This is a genomic window from Methylobacterium brachythecii (assembly GCF_014196345.1).
In the GTDB taxonomy this organism is placed as follows: Bacteria; Pseudomonadota; Alphaproteobacteria; order Rhizobiales; family Beijerinckiaceae; genus Methylobacterium; species Methylobacterium brachythecii.
The window spans coordinates 793,215-815,427 of record NZ_JACIDN010000001.1 but is presented as its reverse complement, the minus strand read 5'-3'; the positions used below and the strand labels follow the sequence as shown (position 1 = coordinate 815,427).

The 22,213-nt window shown below is 64.9% G+C and carries 19 protein-coding genes; 2 read left to right on the top strand and 17 right to left on the bottom strand.

The window, feature by feature from the left end; all coding sequences use genetic code 11:
* Positions 1 to 5 precede the first annotated feature (5 nt).
* From GGR33_RS03930 to GGR33_RS03895, 8 genes are all read right to left on the bottom strand, one after another.
* A complete protein-coding gene (locus GGR33_RS03930; protein WP_183502045.1) occupies positions 6 to 1,088 on the bottom strand; it encodes a molybdopterin-dependent oxidoreductase in 1,083 nt (360 codons plus the stop codon).
* Positions 1,089 to 1,163: 75 nt separating this feature from the next.
* The gene (locus GGR33_RS03925; RefSeq protein WP_183502043.1) at positions 1,164 to 1,496 is read right to left on the bottom strand and encodes a cytochrome c; all 333 of its coding nucleotides are present in this window, start codon (positions 1,494 to 1,496) and stop codon (positions 1,164 to 1,166) included.
* A gap of 14 nt (positions 1,497 to 1,510) precedes the next feature.
* Positions 1,511 to 2,737: a molybdopterin-dependent oxidoreductase gene (locus tag GGR33_RS03920; RefSeq protein ID WP_183502041.1), complete on the bottom strand. Its 1,227-nt coding sequence runs from the start codon at positions 2,735 to 2,737 to the stop codon at positions 1,511 to 1,513.
* Between the two features lie 49 nt (positions 2,738 to 2,786).
* Positions 2,787 to 2,924: a hypothetical protein gene (locus tag GGR33_RS03915; RefSeq protein WP_183502039.1), complete on the bottom strand. Its 138-nt coding sequence runs from the start codon at positions 2,922 to 2,924 to the stop codon at positions 2,787 to 2,789.
* A gap of 40 nt (positions 2,925 to 2,964) precedes the next feature.
* Positions 2,965 to 4,056 (bottom strand): YeiH family protein, encoded by a 1,092-nt coding sequence (locus GGR33_RS03910; RefSeq protein ID WP_183502038.1) that lies wholly within the window; start codon positions 4,054 to 4,056, stop codon positions 2,965 to 2,967.
* Between the two features lie 1,903 nt (positions 4,057 to 5,959).
* The gene (locus tag GGR33_RS03905) at positions 5,960 to 9,106 is read right to left on the bottom strand and encodes an efflux RND transporter permease subunit (protein ID WP_183502037.1); all 3,147 of its coding nucleotides are present in this window, start codon (positions 9,104 to 9,106) and stop codon (positions 5,960 to 5,962) included.
* A gap of 1 nt (position 9,107) precedes the next feature.
* Positions 9,108 to 10,316: an efflux RND transporter periplasmic adaptor subunit gene (locus GGR33_RS03900; RefSeq protein ID WP_183502036.1), complete on the bottom strand. Its 1,209-nt coding sequence runs from the start codon at positions 10,314 to 10,316 to the stop codon at positions 9,108 to 9,110.
* Between the two features lie 425 nt (positions 10,317 to 10,741).
* A complete protein-coding gene (locus tag GGR33_RS03895) occupies positions 10,742 to 11,740 on the bottom strand; it encodes a GlxA family transcriptional regulator (RefSeq protein WP_183502034.1) in 999 nt (332 codons plus the stop codon).
* 50 nt (positions 11,741 to 11,790) lie between these two features.
* Here GGR33_RS03895 and GGR33_RS03890 point away from each other — a divergent pair, with 50 nt between their 5' ends.
* Positions 11,791 to 12,519 carry a DJ-1/PfpI family protein gene (locus GGR33_RS03890; RefSeq protein WP_183502033.1) on the top strand — a complete coding sequence of 243 codons (729 nt, stop codon included), beginning with the start codon at positions 11,791 to 11,793 and terminating at the stop codon, positions 12,517 to 12,519.
* A 72-nt stretch (positions 12,520 to 12,591) separates the two neighbouring features.
* On the opposite strand, the gene GGR33_RS03885 is transcribed toward GGR33_RS03890, so the two are convergent.
* The 4 genes from GGR33_RS03885 to GGR33_RS03870 form a co-directional block, all read right to left on the bottom strand.
* Positions 12,592 to 14,160 carry a solute symporter family protein gene (locus tag GGR33_RS03885; protein WP_183502032.1) on the bottom strand — a complete coding sequence of 523 codons (1,569 nt, stop codon included), beginning with the start codon at positions 14,158 to 14,160 and terminating at the stop codon, positions 12,592 to 12,594.
* A 10-nt stretch (positions 14,161 to 14,170) separates the two neighbouring features.
* Positions 14,171 to 14,467, bottom strand: coding sequence for a DUF485 domain-containing protein (locus GGR33_RS03880; protein WP_183502030.1), 297 nt, complete (start codon positions 14,465 to 14,467; stop codon positions 14,171 to 14,173).
* 48 nt (positions 14,468 to 14,515) lie between these two features.
* Positions 14,516 to 15,595: a carbon-nitrogen hydrolase family protein gene (locus GGR33_RS03875; RefSeq protein ID WP_246412759.1), complete on the bottom strand. Its 1,080-nt coding sequence runs from the start codon at positions 15,593 to 15,595 to the stop codon at positions 14,516 to 14,518.
* 102 nt (positions 15,596 to 15,697) lie between these two features.
* A complete protein-coding gene (locus tag GGR33_RS03870; RefSeq protein ID WP_183502028.1) occupies positions 15,698 to 16,594 on the bottom strand; it encodes a LysR family transcriptional regulator in 897 nt (298 codons plus the stop codon).
* A 214-nt stretch (positions 16,595 to 16,808) separates the two neighbouring features.
* Here GGR33_RS03870 and GGR33_RS03865 point away from each other — a divergent pair, with 214 nt between their 5' ends.
* The gene (locus GGR33_RS03865; RefSeq protein ID WP_183502027.1) at positions 16,809 to 17,213 is read left to right on the top strand and encodes a VOC family protein; all 405 of its coding nucleotides are present in this window, start codon (positions 16,809 to 16,811) and stop codon (positions 17,211 to 17,213) included.
* A gap of 46 nt (positions 17,214 to 17,259) precedes the next feature.
* Here the strand turns inward: GGR33_RS03865 and GGR33_RS03860 are convergent, their stop codons facing one another.
* Genes GGR33_RS03860 through GGR33_RS03840 form a run of 5 tightly spaced genes read right to left on the bottom strand, consistent with a single transcriptional unit; the run spans position 17,260 to position 22,207 of the window.
* Complete coding sequence (locus tag GGR33_RS03860; protein WP_183502026.1) at positions 17,260 to 18,723, bottom strand: class I adenylate-forming enzyme family protein; 1,464 nt, start codon at positions 18,721 to 18,723, stop codon at positions 17,260 to 17,262.
* Between the two features lie 29 nt (positions 18,724 to 18,752).
* Positions 18,753 to 19,484, bottom strand: a complete 732-nt coding sequence (locus GGR33_RS03855) for a CoA-transferase subunit beta (RefSeq protein ID WP_183502025.1) — start codon at positions 19,482 to 19,484, stop codon at positions 18,753 to 18,755.
* Positions 19,477 to 20,304, bottom strand: coding sequence for a CoA transferase subunit A (locus GGR33_RS03850; RefSeq protein ID WP_183502024.1), 828 nt, complete (start codon positions 20,302 to 20,304; stop codon positions 19,477 to 19,479). Before GGR33_RS03850 ends, GGR33_RS03855 begins: the two co-directional genes overlap by 8 nt.
* A gap of 26 nt (positions 20,305 to 20,330) precedes the next feature.
* Positions 20,331 to 21,047 carry an enoyl-CoA hydratase/isomerase family protein gene (locus GGR33_RS03845; RefSeq protein ID WP_183502023.1) on the bottom strand — a complete coding sequence of 239 codons (717 nt, stop codon included), beginning with the start codon at positions 21,045 to 21,047 and terminating at the stop codon, positions 20,331 to 20,333.
* Positions 21,047 to 22,207, bottom strand: a complete 1,161-nt coding sequence (locus GGR33_RS03840; protein ID WP_183502022.1) for a CaiB/BaiF CoA transferase family protein — start codon at positions 22,205 to 22,207, stop codon at positions 21,047 to 21,049. Before GGR33_RS03840 ends, GGR33_RS03845 begins: the two co-directional genes overlap by 1 nt.
* Positions 22,208 to 22,213: the final 6 nt, after the last annotated feature.

Below are 22,213 nucleotides of genomic sequence, written 5' to 3'. Positions count from 1 at the left end.
CACCCTCAATCGGCGGTGACCCTTACCCTGTGCCACGAGGCCATCAGGTAGCCCTTGTAGTTCCAGGTGTCGTCGGGCTGCGAGGGCTGTGTCTGACCGGCCTCGTCCCAGGCGCGGGCGACGAGTTCGTGCTCGCCCGGGTTCAGATCGAGTTCGATCGACCAGAAGGTCCAGGCAAAGGGGGATTTCGCTTCGGCCTCCAGCTGCGCTTGTGACCAACTGCGACCGCCGTCGCAGGAGACATCGACGCGTACGACATTGCGATCGCCTGCGACCGCATATCCTCGCACCGTGTTGTGACCGACCTTCAGCTTCGCTCCAGGAGAGGGCTCGCAGATCGCAGCATTGAGCGGCATCGTCTCGATCGTGTGGCCCTTGGCCGGATCGGCGGTTTCCTCGGTGACGTCGGGCGGAAATAGTTTGTAGTCGTCCGCCTGCATCGGATTGGCCGAGGGCTGATCCTGGACGGTGATCGAGGCGAGCCATTTCGGGCTGCGCACCCCAGCAAACCCGGGCACCACGGCGCGAAGGGGAAAGCCGTGCTCGGGCTCCAACGGCTTCCCGTTCATCGCGAAGGCGAGAAGCGTTTCCGGCGCCATCGCTTTCGAGAGGCCGATCGAGGCCCCGTAGGGGTAATCTTCACCCTCGACAATGTCGTGGCATTCGAAGGCGACGTGCAGATCGGCGTTCTCGTCGATGCCCGCCGCCGACAGCACATCGGCGAGGCGGACGCCGGTCCAGTCCGCATTGCCGATGGCACCGGGAGCCCACGGGTCTCCTGAAACGGGCGCCACGGCCTGCATGTCGTATCGACGGTTGCCGGCACACTGCATCACCGCTGTCACCGTCACGATGTCGAAGCGCGCCTTGAGATCGGCGATCGATAAGTCGAGTGGTGTCGAGACCGACCCACGGATCGCGAGCCGATACGAGCCTCCATCGATCTCGGGCAGGTTGCCGTGACTGCGCACGTAGAAGTCGTCGGCATCCGTTCGGAAGGCCGCCCGCAGGCGGTCGAGCGCCGGCTCGGCGTTGTAGGGCGCCTCGCCGTGAACGATGAGATGTTTCTTGCGCTCCGACAGGTTCATGCACATTCCCGGTGTGAGGCAGGGGCTTCCGCATGAAACGCGCTCGGGGCCCAATGGTCCCCGAGCGGATGGCAATCACGGTTGCGGCTTGAGGTTCGTGAGGTAGTCGATGATCGCTGCCGAATCCTCCGGCGCGACCGGCGCGTGATAAACCTTCGCCATCTTGTTCACGGTCTCCGTCCATTGCGCCTTGGTCAGCTTGGGCTGTGTCAGCACCATGCCGGCCGAGTGGCAGGCGAGGCAGTTGTTGTTGATCGCCTCGGCCTCGGGACCGCCTGGAAACATCCGCTCACTCTGCGGCAGCTCGATCTTCTGTGAGGTGAAGGTCATCGGCTTGGGTGCTTGCCCTTCGGCAAATGCCGGAGCAGCGCCGATCGCGATGATGGCGGCGAGGAGTATGCGTCCCATATCTGATCCTCCTCTCAGGCGACCGTGATCGCGACGGTTTCGATGGGATTGCGCATGAAGCCGCCGGGATTCCAGACCGCCGCGTCCGGCTGCACCACACCCTTGGTGTTGGTGCAGCGGACCTTCACCTCGACCGAGCCTGCTGCGAGCGACGGCAGCGAGCCGTCGAAGCGACGGAAGCTGTAGAGGCCCTCGTCCTTCCCGAGCTGCGTTGGGAACCAGTTCTTGCCACCGTCCGAGGAAAACTCCACCGACTTCACCCCGCAATCGCCACCGAGCGCGATGCCGCGCAGCGCGATCGGGCTGCCTGCCGCCACGCGCTGGCCGGCCTTGAGGTTCGTCAGGAACGAGCGCGGTACCATGCTGTTGATCGGCACCGTCGGAAAACCCTTCTCGCCGGGCTTCACGTTGGCGCCGGGTGTATCGGGGATGCGATAGGCGGTCTTCATCCAGTAGTTCTCGTCCGGCTTGTCGAGCACCTCGATGTCGGACAGCATCTTCATCCAGTAGGTCGAAAACCAGCCCGGCACGATCAGGCGCAATGGGAAGCCGTGCAGGATCGGCAACTGCTCGCCGTTCATGGCGTAGGCGATCATCACTTCGCCATCCTGGGCATGGGCGACGTCGAGCGACTTCTTGAAGTCCGGGGCTTCGTCGACGACCGGAGCATCGAGACCATCGAACCGGACCTGTACGGCGTCTGACTTCACACCTGCCTTGTCGAGCACGTCCTTGAGCTTGACGCCGGTCCAGAGCGCATTGCCCATCGCGCCGTTCGCCCACTGAGCACCGGGAACGCGCGGCTCGAAGAGTCCGCGCGAGTTGCCCGAGCACTGGTTGACCGCCGCAATCTCGAAGCGCGGGAGCTCTGCGATGTCGTTCAGCGACAAAGACAGCTCGCGCTCGACCGCGCCATGCACCTTCAGCCGGAAGGCGTCGGCGTCGATCTCGGTTGGGATCGAGGCCCAGTGCCAGCGCACGAAGAAGCGGTCGTTGGGTGTGAACACGCCCTGGTCGAACACCTCGAACGGCGTCTCCAATAGCGGCGGGTGAGTCCGCTGCAGGATCATCTCGCCCTTGCCCGGAAAGGCCGTGGTGAGCTGGCGCTCATCCGGGCCGCCGGGCAGCGGCAGCTTGACCGAGCCAGCGGCCCAAGCCGGGAAAGAAGCGGCAAGTCCGCCGAAGCCGATGCCTCCGATCACCGCGCGCCGATTCAGCCGCGTTTCGAACGATCGTCTCATCAATGTCTCCTCCCTTTACTTCATGAATTCTGGCGAGCGGTCGCGCTGCTCAAACGATGGTCAGCCACGCGGTGCCGATAGCCACGACGGAAAGGATCAACGTCCAGACCAGGACCCAGCGCATACGGCCGCTCGTTTCGCCCTCGCGGGCATTGTCGGTTGTTTTGATGGTCTGACGGCTGTTCACGACTGAAACTCCTATGTTCGAGTGCAACGGTGGGTGTTCCTCATGCGATCCCGAGTAGCCGGATCAGGCCAAGGCTCGCTCCGGTCAGGGCGACCAGGGAGGCCACCACGGCGATCGTGACGCGTGGACCCGCGCCGACGACGCTACGGACATCCACGCCGAGTCCGAGGGCAGCCATCGAGACGATCGTGAGGATGTTGGCGATCTCTGCGATTGGAGAGAGCGCGGCCTGCGGAATCAGGCCTGCCGAGCGCAGTCCAGCGAGACCGAGGAAGGCGAGGATGAACCATGGTACGAGGTGGTGAATGGCGACGCTTCCCTTCTGCGGGCGTTCGCCGGCGGTGAAATGCGGAGCGGGGACGTCCGCCTCTTCACGGAGCCGGCTCGCGCCGAGCGAGAGCGCCAGCACCACCGGGCCGAGCATCAGGACACGCACCAACTTGACCAGCGTACCGACCTGAACACTCAAGGCGGCGACCGGAGCCGTCGCTGCCAGAACCTGCGGCACCGCGTAGACCGTCAGCCCCGCGAGCACGCCGTATTGCATCGGCGAAAGGCCGAAGAGCGGTACGAGCAGTGGCAGGCCGAGAACGACGAGGACGCCGAGGACAGCCGTGAAGGCGATGGACGACGCGACGTCCTCTCCGTCGGCGCCGATCACCGGCGCGGCTGCGGCGATGGCAGAATTGCCGCAGATGGAGTTCCCGCAGGCGACGAGGATCGCAAGGCGATGGTGCAGCCCGAGCGCCCGGCCGATACCGTAGCTGGCGGCGATAGCAAGCGCCACGACCGCGGCGATACCGACGAGCAGGCCGGGGCCTGCCGCCAGAAGCGTCCCAAGGCTCAGCGAAGCACCGAGCAGAACGACGGCGATCTCCAGTACCGTCTTCGCACCGAACGCAATGCCGGGAAAGAAGTGCTCTGGAGGCGTCCAGGCAGTGCGCAGCGCGGTGCCGAGCAGGATCGCCAGCACGAGCGCCTCCAGCCAAGCCCGACCAAACAGGTGACCCTCTGCCGCCTCCAAGCCGAGCGCTGCAGCAGTGACGACGATACACAAGCCGAAGCCAGGGAGGATCCGCTGGGTGGCGTGGCGAAGCTTTTGAAAGGGGTCTGCTCGTCTGGGCGCGGTCATGGATGGCTCCGATCTGCCCACCCAAACTCGGCCTCTGCGTTCGTTCTTTCCAACAGAATGTTTTGATCGTTTCGATCTGCCTTAATGATCGAAAGATGGGGCGCTTCGGTCTCAGCTTGGTCTGCCGCGCGTATTGGATCGATTGGCGCTTGAGCGCCGTGTATTCCGCGACGCTCGCACAAATTGCAGATCAGGACTTGCTAATCCCGGACGCCGATGACGCGCTGGCAATGTCCGCAATCTGTTTTCTATCCGCCAAAGCAGCCGTTCCGCTTTCGGCCAACTTCCGGCATCCGCTACACCACCCCATCGAAGGCGGCCGAGAGGGGGAAGCTAATTTGCAATGGCTCCTTTGGAGCCGCGGTTACATGTGTGGTTACTGTCACGCGGCAACACGCTAGAACGCACGGAGCTAAGAAATCCGCTAAATTTCACATTCGCTGCGATTCGACTAAATAAAAGGTACGCTGGCAAACTCGCGAAATTACGTCGAATGAGACGAAGCCCAGTACATTTGCCAAACAAACCGATCGATCCACTTGTAAGCGGTAGGTCGCGAGTTCAAGTCCCGCAACCGGCACCACTCTATCTCCGTCGAAAGACACTGCTTGTCCGGCTACGTTGAAAGCGCTCCTCGTCCATTTTGAGCGCCGTGGTTACACGGGGCTTACAAAGCGATTCCGCTTACGGATCGAAGGATCGGAATTTTAGCGTCGACGCATATCGCCTTCGATATCCGCCTCAAAGCCGTCCGAGGAAATGCGGATGCGGCCGATCTTGCTTCCCTAAGGGCTCCAAAGCCTTAAGAACGATAACATTTTCAAGCAATATTGGCCAATACATTCTGATTACATCTTGCATACGACATTTTTCTAAAATAATTGCAGTTACATATTTGATGAGGCAATCAAATCTTCGTTTAAAAAAAACTTAATAAAGCAAAATGTTCCAGCTAATCTGACCTTAATACTTTTCTCAATTTGAATGAGAAAATCGATCACATTTGGCTGAGGTGCCCTCGGTCCCAGCGCGGCTCTCGGCAGCAATCCTATGGGCGCTACGCCAAACCTAGATCTTTATCCATTGAATGAAGTCACCGCGTTGCGCTAAGATTTTTTCGAAAGAGGCTTTTTTAGAGGGATGAGTTGAACGCCCACATTGATAACTAAAGTGTCTATTGAGCGGATAACTTGTATCATCACCCGGCGCGACGCGTGAGCATCAGCTAACTCCGTGACTGTTTTGTATAGATTACGCCCAGCGCTAGACCAGCTTTGTGGCTGGTTCTGCGGCAGTAGGCTCGTTCTGACGTTGCGGGTTATGCGCCGATGGCGCGCGACCCGCCTCGATCAAGGCCATTTCAAGGAGCACGCGTAAGCGAAATGACCCCTTAGATTCGGTCACCCGTAGTGCTTCTCGCAGCAAGCTTTCAAGACGCGACTCGTGCGAAATATCGCGATTGCTCACGATCCTTCTCCAAGACATTGCAGATTTTGCGCTGGCTACCAGAGCATGAGATAAGTTGCCAGATAACTTTGGTGCAATGCAGCGAATCGAATACCCTGAAATATTTAGTGCAAAAATGCAACACTATTGTTGTTATTGAGCATCAGTTTGCGCAGTTTGTGACACTTTCATGTCAGGCGGTATATTTCGGCAATAGGCGATGGGTATCATTGCAGCGATAAATTTTCTTGGCCACAAAAACTGTCGTTATCGTATCAAATTAGGCTTCCAATCGGAAGCTGCAATCCAACCAGCTCTCGCCAAGTCGATTGGAGCTTTATGTATAACGTTACCAGCCGCAGGTGTTGATCCATTCGCGCTAATAAGGTTACGCGAGCCGCGCTCGACGACAGGGCTGGCCACGCGGTTTCGGGCCGACGCGCCTATATATTTTGGCCTACTCTGCCGCTCGGAGCACTCGCGGTCCTCGGACGACCTCGACGTCGGCCGGTCCCTCCACGTCACTGGCCTTGGAGGAAAAGCGATGGGCCAGCCGATCGAGATAGATGTAGATCACGGGCGTCGTGAACAGCGTTAGGATCTGACTGACGGCGAGGCCGCCGACCATGGCGAAGCCGAGGGGCTGGCGGATTTCGGAGCCGGTGCCGGTGGCGATCATCAGCGGAATGCCGCCGAGCAGGGCCGCCATCGTCGTCATGAGGATGGGACGGAACCGCAGCAGAGCCGCGCGCCGGATCGCCTCTTCAGGGGCGAGATTGTCGGTCCGCTCGGCCACGATCGCGAAGTCGACCAGCATGATGCCGTTCTTCTTCACGATGCCGATGAGCAGGATGATCCCGATCAGGGCGATCAGACTGAAATCGTAGCCGAACCACAGTAGGATCGCGAGCGCACCGACGCCGGCCGATGGTAGTGTCGAGAGGATCGTGATCGGGTGGATGAAGCTCTCGTAGAGCACCCCGAGGATCAGGTAGACGACGAACAAGGCGGCCAGGATCAGCAGTGGCACCGTGCTCAGTGATTGCTGGAACGCCTGGGCGGTACCCTGGAACCCGGTCGAGAGCGTAGCCGGGACTTGTAGGTCTCGGTTCGCGCGGTCGATGGCCGCCGTGGCTTCGCCCAACGCGACGTTCGGCGCGAGGTTGAAGCTGATCGTCACCGCTGGGAACTGGCCCTGGTGGTTGATCGCCAGCGGGCGAACCGGATCCGTGGTCCAGCTCGCGAAGGAGGCGAGCGGAACCTGCCCGCCGCCATTCGGCGCTTTGACGTAGATGTTCTGGAGGCTGTCGGGTGTTCCCTGGAGTGCGGGCAGCACCTCCAGGACGACGTGGTAGCTGTTGAGCTGGGTGAAGTACTGCGCGATCTGCCGCTGACCGATCGCGTCGTAGAGTGTGTCGTCGATGAGCTGCGGCGTGATGCCGAAACGCGAGGCGGCGTCGCGGTTGATGTTCAATGTGAGCGTCGTGCCGCTGGTCTGCTGGTCGGTCGCGACGTCCCTTAATTCGGGAAGCGTCTTCATCCGCGCGAGAATGCGCGGCGCCCAGGTGTTCAGCTCGGACAGGTCCGGGTCCTGAAGCGTGTACTCGAACTGGGTGCGGTTGGTGCGGCCGCCGGTGCGAACATCCTGCTGCGCCTGGAGAAAGACCTTCATGCCGACCAGCGTGTCGAGCTTCGGCCTCAGCCGGCTGATGATCTGGAAGGCGTTGGCGTCGCGCTCGTCGCGCGGCTTCAGGGTGATGAACATGCGGCCGGAATTCAGGGCCTGCCCGTTGCCGCCGACCACCATGGCGACGGTGGCGACACCCGGATCGGCCTGGATGATCGCGCCGGCCGCGGCCTGCGACTGCTTCATCGCCTGGAACGAGATGTCCTGGCCGGCCTCGGTCACGCCGATGATCAGGCCGGTATCCTGCTGCGGGAAGAAGCCCTTGGGGATGATGACGAACAGGTAGACCGTCAGCCCCAGCGTCGCGAAGAAAGTCAGCAGCGTGATGAATCGAAACCGAAGGGCGACGTCGAGTGCCCGCTCGTAGGCGGCGAGCAGCAGGTCGAAGCAGCGTTCGCTGACGCGGTAGAGCCGGCCGTGCTGGACTTGGTCGTGCGGCTTGAGAAAGCGCGAGGCCATCATCGGCGTCAACGAGAGCGACACGAAGGCCGAGACGGCGATCGTCATCGACAGCACCACGGCGAATTCCCGGAACAGCCGCCCGATGATGCCTCCCATCAGCAGGAGCGGGATCAGGACAGCGATCAGCGAGATGCTGATCGAGACAATGGTGAAGCCGATCTCGCCGGCGCCCTTCAGCGACGCTTCGAGCGGCTTCATGCCTTCCTCGACGTATCGGCTGATATTCTCGAGGACCACGATGGCGTCGTCGACGACGAAGCCGACGGCGATCGTCAGCGCCATGAGCGAGAGGTTGTCGAGGGTATAGCCGGCGAGCCACATCAGGGCGCAGGCGCCGAGCAGCGCCAGCGGAACGGTGACGCTCGGGATGATCGTCGCCCACACGCTGCGCAGGAACACGAAGATCACCCCGACAACGAGGGCGATGGTGAGCAGAAGGGTGAACTGAACGTCCTGCACGGACGCGCGGATCGTCTGGGTGCGGTCGCTCAGCGTCTCGACCTTGATCCCGGCCGGCAGCGCCGCCGTCAGCCGGGGCAACTGCGCCTTGATCTGATCGACGGTGTCGATGACGTTGGCGCCGGGCTGCTTGAAGATGACGAGGAACACCCCGCGCTTGCCGCCGGCCCAGCCGGCCTGCTTGGTGTCCTCGGCGCCCGCCACGGCGGTGCCGATGTCGCGCACCCGCAGCGGTGCCCCGTTGCGATAGGCGACGATGACGTCGTTCCAGTCCTTCGCGGCCGTGAGCTGATCGTTGGCGTAGACTGTGTAGCTGCGTGTCGTTCCGTCGAAGCTGCCTTTCGGGTTGTTGACGGTGGTCAGCGAGAGCTGCGTGCGCACGTCCTCCAGCGAGAGGTCCTTGGCCACGAGCTTGGCCGGATCGATTTCGATGCGGATCGCGGGCTTCTGCTGACCGCCGATCGTCACCTGCGCGACACCGGAGATCTGGCTGATGCGCTGGGCGAGCTGGATGTCGACGGCGTCGTCGACTTCGGTGATCGGCAGGCTGTCCGATACGGCCGAGAGCAGCAGGATCGGCGAGTCGGCTGGATTGACCTTGCGGTAAGTCGGCGGGCTCGGGAGGTTCTTCGGCAACTGGCCGCCTGCGGCGTTGATCGCGCCCTGGATGTCGTTGGCGGCGCCGTCGATGTTGCGGTTCAGGTCGAACTGCACGGTGACGGCCGAGATCCCGAGGGAGCTCGACGAGGTCATCTGCGCGACGCCCGGGATCTGCGAGAACTGCCGTTCCAGGGGCTGCGCGACCGACGACGCCATCGTCTCGGGGCTGGCGCCTGGCAACTGCGCCGTCACCTGGATCGTCGGGAAGTCCACCTGCGGAAGGGGAGCGACACCGAGCAAGGGATACGAGACGACACCCAGGAACAGGATGCCGACCATGATCAGCGTCGTCGCAACCGGGTAGCGGATGAAGTAGCCGGAAATGCCAGCCTTCATGTCAGTGCGCTCCGGCCGCAGCGTCGGCGGGCTGCGTCATGCCGATCCGCGTCGCCCCGTCCGAGCGCTTCTGCGCAACCTTGGCGCCTTGCGTGACCCGGGACTGCCCGGCGGTGATGACCCTCTCCCCGGGATTGAGGCCACCGAGCACGCGCGTTCGCCCAAGGTTCGAGCGCCCGACCTTAACGGATTGCTGGTGCGCCGTGTCGCTCTCGTTCACGACGAAGGCGAACAAGCCACCCGGTCCGTGCTGAACCGCGTCGTCCGGAATCGTCACCGCGTCCTGGACGACCCCGATGCGCATCCGGGTCGAAACTGAGAGGCCCGGCCAGAGCGCATGGTCCTTGTTCTCGAACACGGCCTTGAGCCGGATTGTGCCTGTGGCGGTATCGACCTGGTTGTTGAGAAGCGAGAGCCGCCCCTCCGAAAGCTTCGACTGCCCGTCGGTGCTCCAGGCCTCGACCGGGACGATGCCCTTGGCCAGCGCCGCTGTGATCTCGTGCAGTTGATCTTCGGGCGCCGTGAGAACCACGAAAATCGGCTCGACCTGCGTGATCGTGACGATGGCGGTCTGGGCCGAAGCGTTGACGATGTTGCCCACGTCGACCAGCCTGAACCCGGCGACGCCGTCGAACGGCGCGCGGATGGTGGCGTAGCCGAGTTGTGTCTGCGCGTTATCGATGATGGCCTGGTCTGACGCGACCTGTGCGATGAGCGAGTTCACCGTCGCGGATTGGGTGTCGGTCTGCTGGCGCGAGGCGTAGTCGCCGAGCTTCGTATAACGTTCGAGATCTGCCCGGGCGTTCTTCAGGGTCGACTCGTCCTGGGTCTTCTTGGCCTTCGCTTGGTCCAGGCTCGCCTGGTAGGGTCGAGGATCGACCTGGACGAGGACATCACCGGCCCGGACGATCTGTCCTTCCTTGAAGGCGACGGCCTGGATCTGCCCGTCGACCCGTGTGCGGACCTGGGCGGTGTTGAACGCCTGCACGGTGCCCAGGCTGGCGAGGACTTCGTCGAAGGGCCCCTTTTCCACGGTGCCGATTTCGACGGGAACTGGCGGCTGTCCTTGCGTCGTCGGCTTCGTATGGGAAGTCCTATCGCCGAGCTTACTCCAAGCGAGGTAGCTGCCCACACCGATCAGGGCCAGCAAGAGCCAGATGGCCCAGCTCCGCTTGCGTGGTTTAGCCAAACTCGCCGGTTTGGAGTGCATAAATCGGCTTTCGGTCTTCGCGGGACATCGTGCTCGCAATCAACCCAAGCGCCCAGGATGCAGAGCGGGGTTGGTCGGATCGTTGTTTGCCGGAAGCAAGTATCTGGAATATTTCAGATCGTGAGTGTGGAACCAGCAACAACCTTCAGATCGGCGGTGGCATTCACCAGCGGCTTGGTCAAATCTTTCGCCAGCGACGCTGGGACGCGTGCACCATCATGTCGTGATCGGTGCAATTCCACGGTTCGCGATCACCGCTGGCTCGGCGGCACCCGCGATCACACCATCGTGCGCGATCGTCTCCTCGGCCGAGCCCGACGCCGTCGGCAAGGCATTGCTGGCGCTGCGTTCAGCCGCTTCGCTCGACTATGTTTGCAATGCAAGCTCGGTAGATTTGGTTCAATAGTAATTTAAACTCACTTTGTTTATTGAAATTTGCTGAAGCGACAGCGATAATCTTGCGGTGCGCTCGCCAAATGGCGCAGAAAACTCCGGCGCATGGTCTCCTCGGAACCGAAGCCGCATAGCTGACCAATCCGCTTCACGGGCTGACGCGTATCGGTCAGCATCTGCCGGGCGGCCTCGACCCGCAGCCGCTCGACGGCGCGGGCAGGCGTCACGCCCGTCTCTTCGAGATGGCGCCGGCTGAAGCTGCGCTCGCTCATTCCCGCCTGTGCGGCCATGACCGACAGGGACAAATCTGAGGTGAGATTTGCTCGCACCCAACGGTGCAGAGCGGCGAAGCGGTCCCTAGCCGTCTGCAACGACAGAGCCGCGCTGAACTGGGCCTGCCCCCCCGGTCGCTTGAGGAAGACGACAAGGTAGCGTGCCACTGCCAAGGCGATCTCGCCGCCGAGATCCTCCTCGACCAGGGCGAGCGCCAAGTCGATGCCGGCCGTCACGCCCGCTGAAGTCCAGACAGGCCCATCACGCAGGAAGATCGGATCGGGCTCTACCCGCACGGCCGGAAAGCGCCTGGCGAGAGCATCGCAGAACGACCAGTGCGTGACGGCCCGCCGGCCATCCAGGACGCCTGACGCCGCCGCGAGAAAGGCGCCCGTGCATACTGTTGCGATGCGTCGCGCACGCCCCGCCCGGTCGCGCACCCAGTCGATCAACTCCGGGTCGGCTCCAGCGGCATCGACACCGGGGCCGCCAGCGACGACGACTGTGTCGACAACCTCGCCGGCCGCGGGCAGCGGCTCGGTCGCGAGCATCAGGCCTGCCGAGGACAGTGCGGCGCCGCCGCCCTTCGCGACGACGCGCAGCCGATAGGCCGGGGCTTGCCCCGCCTTGGCGAGATGCTCGTTGGCGGAGGCGAAGACCTGAAGCGGGCCCGTGACGTCGAGCACCTGCACGCCTTCGAAGGCAAGCACCTCGACGGAGCGAGGGGGCTTTGGCGAGAAATGAGGGGTGTTTGGCATTCGCGCCAAGTCTTGCCGCGATAGTCTCCGGTTGTCCATTGGAGGCAACGATGATTTCGCCCGACACTCACCTGCAGATCGGTTCCCTGCTCTTCGAGGGCATCGACCAGATCGATCTCACCGGCCCGTTCGAAGTCCTCTCGCGCATCCCGAACGCGACCTATCGAATCTACGGCACGACGGCAGAACCGGTCCGTGACGTGAAGGGCCTCGTGCTGACGCCGGATGCCGCCATCGGGGATGCGCCACAGCTCGACGTGCTGCACGTACCCGGCGGCTTCGGTCAGGAAGGCCTGATGGAGGACGAGGCCGTGCTCGCATGGCTTCGCAGTCAGGCGGCCGGCGCGCAAAGCGTGTTTTCCGTCTGCACGGGAGCCTTGCTCTGCGGGGCGGCCGGCCTCCTGCAGGGACGGCGTGCGACGACCCACTGGGCCTCGTTCGACCTACTGCCGTTCTTCGGCGCGATTCCGGTCGATGAGCGGGTCGTCCTCGATGGAAGCTGGGTCTTCGCAGCCGGCGTCACCGCCGGGATCGACGGTGCGCTGCGTCTCGCCGCGGAGCTGCGCGGCGAGGACGTGGCGAAGGCGATCCAGCTCTTCATGGCCTACGCCCCCGAGCCGCCCTTCGATGCCGGGACGCCGGAGCGGGCGCCGGCCGCCGTGCTGGAGCAGGCCCGCGCCTCCGTCGCCGCGATCACGGACCGGCGCACGGCGACCGCGCGGCGCGTTGCCGCCAAGCTCGGCCTGACCGTCGAGGCCGCTCCCCAGCCTTGGGGTTAGCCTCGCCGCTTCGAACGAAAACGGGGCGCTCCTCGGCGCCCCGTTTCCTCACTCGGATCGATGCTGCTCGCTTCACTCGGCGGCGACGGTCTCCCGCGCGGCGCCGAACATGATGCGTCGACGCATTTCCCGGAAGCTGCTCTCCGCGCCGGTCTCCTCGGTCACCAGCGAAACGGCGACCGCGACGAGGAAGGACAGCGGCATGCAGATCAGCGCCGGGTTCTTCATCGGCACGAACCACCAGGCCTGGGAGACCGCGGCGAGGCTCTTGCCGAGCACGTCGACCTGCACGGTGGGCGACAGGCAGATGAGCAGGAGCGAGGACACCGTCCCGACGAGGATGCTGGCCACGGCGCCGGCGGTGGTGAAGCGCTTCCAGGTGATCGACAGCAGGAGCGCCGGGAAGTTGGCCGCCGCGGCAACCGCGAAGGCGAGGCCCGCCATGAAGGCCACGTTCTGGCCTTCGAACACGATGCCGAGGAACACCGCCAGCACCGCGATGGCCACCGTCGCGATGCGCGCGACGATCAACTGCTCGCGCTCCGGGGCATCGCCGCCGCGGACCACGTTGACCCAGAGGTCGTGGCAGACGGTGGCCACGCCCGACAGGGTCAGCCCGGCGACGACCGCGAGCATCGTTGCGAAGGCGACCGCGCAGATGAAGCCGAAGAAGCCGTTGCCGCCGACGGTGAGCGCGAGCAGTGGGGCCGCCATGTTGCCGCCGCCTCCGGCCTTGGTCACCACCTCGGGGCCGACGAGGACCATGGCGCCGAAGCCGATCACGAAGACCAAGAGGTGGAACGAGCCGATGATGCCGGTGGCGTAGAGGATCGACATGCGCGCCTCCTTGACGTCCGGCACCGTGAAGGCCCGCATCAGGATATGCGGCAGCGCCGCCGTCCCGAACATCAGCCCGACGCCCAGCGAGATCGAGTCCCAGCCGCTGCCCGCGACCTTGACCCCCGGCTGGAGGACCCGCGTGCCGTATTTCTCGGCGGCGGCGGAGAACAGGTTCAGCGGGTTCATGTCGAAATGTGCGAGCACGAGCAGCGCCAGCACGAGACCGCCGAGCGAGAGCAGTACGGCCTTGATCACCTGAACCCAGGTGGTTGCCAGCATGCCCCCGAAGATCACGTAGGTGAGCATCGCCGTACCGACCACGACGACCGAAACGGTATAGGGCAGCCCGAAGAGCAGTTTGATCAGCGAGCCCGTCGCGACCATCTGGGCGATCAGGTAGAGCAGAATGACGGTGAGCGTGCCGATCGCCGCCGCCATCCGCACGGGCCGCTGCCGCAGGCGGTAGGCGACGACGTCGGCGAAGGTGAACTTGCCGAGGTTGCGCAGCGGCTCGACGATCAGGAACGAGATGATCGGCCAGCCGACCAGGAAGCCGATCGAGTAGATCAGCCCGTCGAAGCCGTTCGAGGTGATGATGCCGGCGATGCCGAGCAAGGCAGCCGCGCTGAGAAAGTCTCCCGCCAGTGCCCAGCCGTTCTGCCAGGCCGTGATCTGGCCGCCTGCGGCGAAGAACTGTTCCGTGGTGCGTGTGCGCTTCGCTGCCCAGTAGGTGATGCCGAGCGTCAGCGACATGAAGACGAAGAAGAAGGTGATGGCGAGTGGGTTGTTCGCGGCCTGCATTGCTGGCTCCTCAGCTCATGATGCGGCGCACGGCCGGGTCGTAGAAACGGTTCGCCCAGACGACGTAGACGAGGCACAGGAGGAAGGATCCGACGATCACGCCGGCGCCGAGCAGGATGCAGAGAGACAGGCCGGGAACGAGGATCGTGCCCATCGTCGGCTTCGCGAAGGCGAACATCGCCATGAAGCCGAAATACATCGCGATCATCATCAAGCTTAGAGCGACGGCGATGCGCGATCGGGTTCGGGAAAGCCTTGCGAATTCATCGCCCTCCCTCGGAAGGACGACCTTGTCAGGTGAAAGCATGCTGCATTTCCTTCCGTTGGCGTGAGGTTTGGACGCGATCGAGCAGGATTAGGTACCTGTGCGGCGAAGGGGCTGGGCAGGCTCGCGGAGGTCGGGATCGGGGCTGCCGAAGTCGGGGCTATCGACCCCACCGATCGGCTGAACTGCCGCGGCATCGAAGGTGATTGGGTCCCGCGGCGAGCGGTCGACATTGAGCCGGAAAATGTCGAAGCGGTTGTAGTAGCCGACGACGTCGTGGAACTGCTTCGGCTCCACACAGGCCGAGACGTCGATATCGGCATAGAGGATGGTCTCGTCCCCCTGATGCGCCTCGACGACATGCGAGCCGGTCGGGTCGAGCACCATGGAGACGCCCGCAGGGGTGCGCTCGACGATGTCGGCCAGGGCGTCGTCGCCGTCGCACAGGATCGCCCGGGCCGTTCGGTCGAGGACGGCGGAGCAGACGATGTTGAACACCTTCGCCTCGAAGGCGTGCGCGCCGGCCCGGATCTCGATGGCCCGCCGCAGGTCGTAGGCGGCGCTCTCGCCGGGGGGACGGGTCGGCCAGGCCGGCGGATAGGTTGAGATGTGGACCTGCTCGCCCTGGGCCATTAGGGCGTAGCGGGCGAGCGGGTTGGTGTTCTCGCCGCAGATCAGCATGCCGACCCGGCCGATCTCTGTCGGCACCACGCGCAGGCCGCGCGCATCGCCGTTCGCCCAGATGAGCTTCTCGTAGAAGGTCGGCACCAGCTTGCGGTGGTGGTTGAGGATCGCCCCGTCCCGTCCGATCAGGACGTTGGAGTTCCACAGGCAGCCGACGCTGGCCTCGGTGCTCTCGCTGAAGCCGAGCGAGACGAGCACGCCATGCCGTCGCGCCGCGGCGCGCACCGCGCCGATCTCCGGCCCATCGAGGCGCACGGATTCGGCGGCGAGGCGCTTGAAAAGGTCGTGGTTGAGGATCGGCGCGCGCAGGGCCGCCCAGAGCGGGAAGCCCGGCATGTAGCCCTCGGGGAAGATCACGAGATCGGCCCCCGCACGGGCGGCCTCGCCGATCAGGGCGACCGCCTTCTCGGCCGAGGCCGTGCTGTCGAGATACACCGAGGCGACGTGGCAGGCAGCCGCCTTGAATTGCGGGTACTGGACGGACATCGGACGCGGCTCCTGAATTGGGTAGCCGCATTAGCAACAGAGGTTATCGGCGCCGCGAACCCGGAAAATTTGCAATGGCCGCTGCAATCATGCCGGGTATGCCTAAAATCGGTTCAGGTAGTCTGCCTCTTCCGTGAACAGGTTCGCCAGGAACCGGGTCACGGCGCGGACTCGGCCGACATGCTCTATGTCTTCGTGGACACTGAGATAGAGTTCGCGGCGAACGATCACGTCTTCGGCGAGGACCGGAACGAGCGCCGGATTGGTTTTTGCCGAAAAGAGCGGCAGCAGCGCGATCCCGGCCCCCGATGCGACGGCGGTTTGCTGTGCCGCCATGCTGGTGGAGCGGAAGACCACGGTGGCAGGTGTGAGCACTTCGAGCAGCCAGTGTACCGGCTCGATGGCGATGAGATCGTCGATGTAGTCGACGAAGTCGTGGTCCTGCAGCTCGGCCTTCGACTTCGGCCGGCCGCGCCGGGCGAGGTAAGCCTCCGAGGCGAACAGGGCGAGTCGGAACTCTCCGACGCGCCGAACCTGAAGGCGTGGCCCATTCGGCGGCACGAAGGACACCGAGATGTCGGCCTCGCGCTTGGTCAGGTTGATCAGATGCCGCTCGGTGACGAGTTCGACGACGATGCCGGGCATGATCCCGGAGAACTCGGCGAACTTGGCCGACAGATAGAAGGCCGCGATGCCCTCCATGCTGGCGACTCGGACGAGGCCTGTCGGCAGCTCGGCGTTCTGCAGCCCGAGCGCCTCGGGCACTGAGAGCATCTTCTGCTCGATCACCTCGGCGATCGCGAAGAGCTTATGGCCGGCTTCCGTGAGCTGGAAGCCATCGGAGCCCCGCTGGAACAACTTCGCTTCGAGGCTGCGCTCCAGTTCGGCGATGCGCCGGCTGACCGTGGTGTTGTCGACCTTGAGCCGGCGCGCGGCCGGCATCAGCCGCCCATGCCGGGCGAGTTCGAGGAAGAAGGTGAGATCGTTCCAATCGAACATGCGGTGCTCGGGCTCACGGCACGCGCTAGAACCTATCTCCCTATTTTCCAAGCTGTAAGCAGAGGCCAGTGCCGGAGAGGGTCAATTCCCTACCTGTTGAATCGACGCAGGCGGCCCGAGTTGGGAGGAATACGACAGGGCCGCCCGCGATCCGTGCCGAGGCCTGGGCGGTCATCTGCGACACGCCGAACCTGTCCCTTTGGAGAGAGAAAGCATGTTCACTCACGTCATGATCGGAAGCAACGACCTGGAGCGGGCTCGAGGCTTCTACGATGCCACATTCGCCGCTTTGGGAGGTGAGCCCGGCAAGGTGGATGCCAGGGGTCGGCTGATCTATTCGCACGAGGGCGGTCGGCTGATGATCACGAAACCCATCGACGGCAAGCTGGCAACCGCTGCCAATGGTGGGACGATCGGTATCGCTGCAGCGACCCGCGACCATGTTCTCGCGTGGCATGAGGCCGGCACCGCGCATGGTGGTGCTGCAATCGAGAGCCCGCCCACAGAGCGTCCGAACGGCTCCTTTGTCGCTTACCTTCGCGATCCGGACGGGAACAAGCTTACCGCACGAACCCGGTCAGCATCATCGAAACACAAACTGACGAACTCGCCGCTTTGATTTCAGCCGGCACGTTTCGACGGCCTGCCGTGCCGGCGATTGCCCTCTATGCCGCGAGCAAACTCCTCAGCGACTTGCGGTCGGTCTTACCGACGCCGTTGGTCGGCAGGATGTCGAGGCTGCGGATCTGTGCGGGAACGTAGATCCGAGCCAATGAGCCGCGGATGAAGTCCTTGAGGCCGGCTTCGTCGAGGCTCTCGCCCTCGCGCAGCACGACGAAGGCCACCGGGACCTCGCCGAGATCGGCGTCGGGCGCGCCCACGACGCAGCAATCGCGGATGGCGGGATGCGTCGCAAGCTGGCGCTCGATCAGCGCGGGTGAGATGTTCTCGCCGCCGCGGATGATCACGTCCTTGATCCGGCCGGTGATGGCCAGGAAGCCGTCCGCGTCGAAGCGGCCGAGATCGCCGGTGCGCAGCCAGCCGTCGACGATGGGCTGGTCGGTGCTGCCGAGATAGCCGGCCATCAGGGCCGGGCCGGTGATGCGGATCTCGCCCTCCCCGCCCTCGGGCGCGGGCGCGTCGGTGACGGGATTGAACAGGCGCAGCTCCTGGCCCGCGAGCACGGTGCCGATCGTGCCGATCTTGCGAGCCTTCGGCGGGTTCATGGTGGATGTGCAGGTCGCCTCGGACAGGCCGTAGGAGACCACCAGCGGCACCCCGAACGCCGCCTCGATCTGCTCGTGCAGGGCCGGGGTGATCGGGGCCGAGCCGCAGCGCAGGAATTTGAGGTTCGGGAAGCGCTCGCCGTCCGTGAGATGCGGCAGCATCCGCGCATAGATGGTCGGGACGCCGGTCATATAGGTCGGGCCATCGCGGCGCAGATGCTCGATGGCGATCTCCGGCTTGAACCGGTCGGCGAGGATCAGGCTGGCGCCTGCCAGGAAGGGCACGATCAGCTGATTGTTGACGCCGTTCGTATGGTGGAGCGGCATCACGTGCAGCAGCCGGTCCTCCGGCGAGGTGCCGGTGTGGCTGAGGACACCCTCGGCATTGCAGATCAGCGCTCCGTGGCGCAGCAACACGCCCTTCGGCCGGCCGGTGCTGCCCGAGGTGAAGAGCAGCATGGCGTTGTCTTGCGGTCCGAGCGCCTCGTCGACATAGGCGCCCTCGCCCCGCACGGCCGCGAGCGGCTTGATGGCCAGGGCGGCGAGCGCGGGAACCGTGAAACGCTCGATCAGCGTCTCGTCCACGACGAGGTGGCGCATGCCGACGACCTCGGCCTGCTCGGCGAGCGCCTCGGGGGCGAGACCGGGTTCGAGGAAGCAGGCGCAGGCCCCGGCCTGCATCGCACCGAAATAGGCTGCGATGCCGGCGAGGGATTTCGGGGCAATCACGCCGACCGTCATACCGCGGGCGACGCCCCAGGCGTGGAAGCCGGCGGCATAGGCGTCGATCGTGTCCCGAAGCGCGCCGTAGCCGACCGTCTCGGGGATCGTGATCGCCGTCAGGCCGGCCGAGGCATAGCGCGCCATCGCCGCGCGCAGGCGCCCGCTGATCGACTCCGCCATGTCCCTACTCCTACCGATTGTTCTGGGTGTCAGCGCAGCTTGATCGCCGCGTCGCGTTCGAAGCTGCCATCCGCGTCGATCGCGGAGAGGCCGGAGGCTTCCGCCTCGCTCGGCCAGGCCGAGGGTTCGGCGCCGTCGGCCTCGAAGCTGAAGCCGGTGCGGGCGCGGACCTCGTCGAGGCTCGCCTGCGGATGCCAGGACGACAGGACGAGCCGGCCGTCGCGCTTCGTGAAGACCGCGATCGGCGTGACGACGCCATGCATGCCGCCGGACGCAGTGACGAAATCGAGGGTCTCGACGAGGGTGCGCTTCGAATGCTCGGTCCGCCAGGTCACCGCGCGCCGGGCGGTGGGCAGCATCACCGCGCCGCCGCCGCCGCCGGGGAGCCGCACCTTCGGGGCGTGCCAGTCGCCGATCACCGAGACGTTGGTGCGCCCGAGCCCATCGACCTGCGCCGCGCCGAGGAAGCAGAGATCCATCTGGCCGCGGGTGCAGAGGTCGTAAAAGTCCTCGTTCGAGAAGATCGAGCGCGAGCCTTCGGCGAGCACCGGGTCGGAGCTCGAGATCGGCACTTTCGAGGGGCGCGGGTCCACGCCGCCGGCGACGTTGATGTAGGTGAAGTCGAAATCATAGGCGCGCTTGGCGAGCAGGCAGGCGAGCATCGGCAGGGCCGAGTTCACGCCGCTGAAGGTGATCTCGTTGGGGCGCACGAACCGCGCGAGATTCGTAACGATGAAGGAAAAGCCCGACCACTCACGCATGGGCTGCCTCCCGTGCCTCGGGGGCCGCGTCGAGATGGGCCTTCAGCACCGATTCTGCCTCGTTCATGTAGGCTTCGACGGCTGGGTAATCGACCTCGTAATGGGGCCAGCACGAGCCCGGCCAGCCGGCATTCTCGACCACGCTGATCGCCTCGACGAGGAAGTGGGGCACGAGCGTCAGCTCGGGCTGATCGCGGAAGGAGGCGCTCGGCGCGATCTTCTCCGCGACGATCAGAACGCGCTTGGCCGAGCGGCTCATGATCCGGTCCCAATGCGAGGTGCCGTAGACGCGGACATCGCCCTCCTCGCTGACCTCGTTGGCGAGGATCACTGCGAAATCGGGGGTGATCTTGGGGATGGCGTAGACCGACTCGCCGGTGCCGTAGGGGTCCTCGATCTGCCGCCAGCCGTTCAGCGCCGGCAGGTCCGAGCCATGGATGCCGCCGCAGGGCATGAAGGGCACGCCGAAGGCCGAGGCGCGCAGGCCCGCCGTCAGCGTCGCGCAGGCATGCTCCTCCAGGCGAATCTCGCCCTTCTCGACGGTCTTCCGATACCAGGGCGCGAGGCCGAAATTGCCCTCCATGGCGACGATGCCGGCCCGTGCGCGGGCGAGCGCGCCGGCCCGGCAGAGGATGTCGATATCGTAGCCGGGGGATTGCTTGATGACCTCCAGCTCCTTGCGGCCCTGGCGGATCAGCTCGCGCACCAGCGCGAAGGGGCCGCGGTGGAGAAAGCTGCCACCGAGCGCCATCGAGCTGCCATCGGTGATCCGCGCGGCGAGATCCGCCAGCGGGACGATTTTCGAGGTACCGGAACTCACGAGGATGTCTCCCGAGCGAAGGGCGGTCAGGCGGCGCGGTAGGAGCGGATGCGCTCCTTCAGCCCCGGCCGCGCGGCGGAGGTGACCAGTTCGGCCAGATCCTGGGATCGGGTGTCGGTGGCGGTCGCGGCGTAGAGGGCGGCAGCCGCCTCGGGCGTGAGCTGGGTCGAGGTCTCCGAGCTGGTCGACACGATGTCCGCCCATTCGGCGCTCGGCGCGAGGCGGGCCAGGAAGCCGTCGGCCAGGGCCTCTTTCGCATCGAAGACGAGGCCGTCCCCGAGGATGGCGCGGGCGCGGGTCGATCCGACGCGCTCGGCATAGCGGCGCGTGCCGAGCACCAGCCCGAAGCCGAGCCCGGGCATCCGAAAGGTCGCGGCGGGGTCGGCGACGCGTCGGGCGCAGGAGCAGATCAGGTCGACGCCCGCGCCGAAATTCCGGCCATGGGCCAGGGCCAGCGTATCGAAGGGCGCATAGCGCACCGCCTGCAGAAGCTGTTCGATCCGGATGAAGCGCAGCACGAGGTCGCCGGTCGATTGCTCCTCGTAGCCGCCGAAATCGAAGCCGGCGCTGAAGTTGCGTCCGTTCCCCTTGAGGACGAGGAGCCGCACGCCCGAGGCAGCGGCCTCCTGCACCTGGGCGAGGAGCGCCTCGACGAGCGCGCCCGAAAACGCGTTCATCTTGTCGGGGCGGTTGAGCGTCAGCGTCAGCGTGGTGCCGGCGCGCTCGATGAGAAGCTCGTCCATCACGCGCTCTTCGCCAAAGCAGCCGTCTTCGCCTCGCCGAACACCTCGTCGTTGTGCTCGCCGAGCGCTGGCGGCTGCCGGTAGATCGGGAAGCCCTCGCCCGAAAATTTCAGCGGCGACACGAAGGTTTTGGTCTCGACCCCCGACGGCAGCGTGATCGGCTGGACCCAGCCCATATGCGCCACCTGCGGATCGGCGAGCGCATCGAAATAGCCGTTGATCGGCGAGCAGGGTACGCCGGCCTTGCGGAAGCGCGCGAGCAGGTCCTCGCAGCCGTGGTTCGCGAAATCCCCCTCCAGGATCTCGAGCAGATCTTTCTGGTGCTCGGCGCGCAGGGCCGTGGAGGCGAAGCGCGGATCGTCGATCAGGTCCGGCCGCTCGATGGCATTGCAGGCGGCGCGATAGAGTGCGTTGTTGCCCGCCGCCATGGCGATGTAGCCGTCCTTGGCCCGGAAGGCCTGGTAGGGCGCATTGCGCGGATGGGCCGAGCCGAGGCGCTCCGGATCCCGCCCGCTGCCGAAATACTGGCTGGTCTGGAGGGCGCCCATGGCGAGGGACGCGCCGAACATCGAGGCGTCGACATGCGTGCCTTGGCCGCCGTCGCGCACCTGGAGCAGCGCCGAGGCGATGGCATAGGCGGCATAGAGGCCGGTGCCGAAATCCGAGATCGGCACGCCGCATTTCACCGGAGGGGCGCCGGGCTCGCCGGTGACGCTCATCACGCCACTCATCGCCTGCAGCGTCAGGTCGAAGCCGGCCTCTCGCGAGCGCGGGCCTTCCTGGCCGAAGGCCGAGATCGAGCAATAGACGAGGCCCGGCTGCTCGGCGCTCACCGTGGCGAAGTCGAGCCCGAGGCGCTGCATCACGCCGGGGCGGTTGTTCTCCAGCACCACATCGGCCGAGCGGATCAGGTCGCGCGCCTTGGCGTTGCCGTCCGGATCCTTGAGGTCGAGGGTGACGGAGCGCTTGTTGCGGTTCAGCGATGCGAAGTTCTCGCTGTAGCCCTCGCTGATCGGCGGCCAGGCCCGCATGGTGTCGCCGCCATCCGGGTTTTCCACCTTGATGACGTCGGCGCCCATGTCGGCGAGGAGCATGGCGCAGAACGGGCCGGCAGCGACGCTGCAGAACTCGATGACCCGGATACCGGTAAGCGGTCGCAAGCTCGT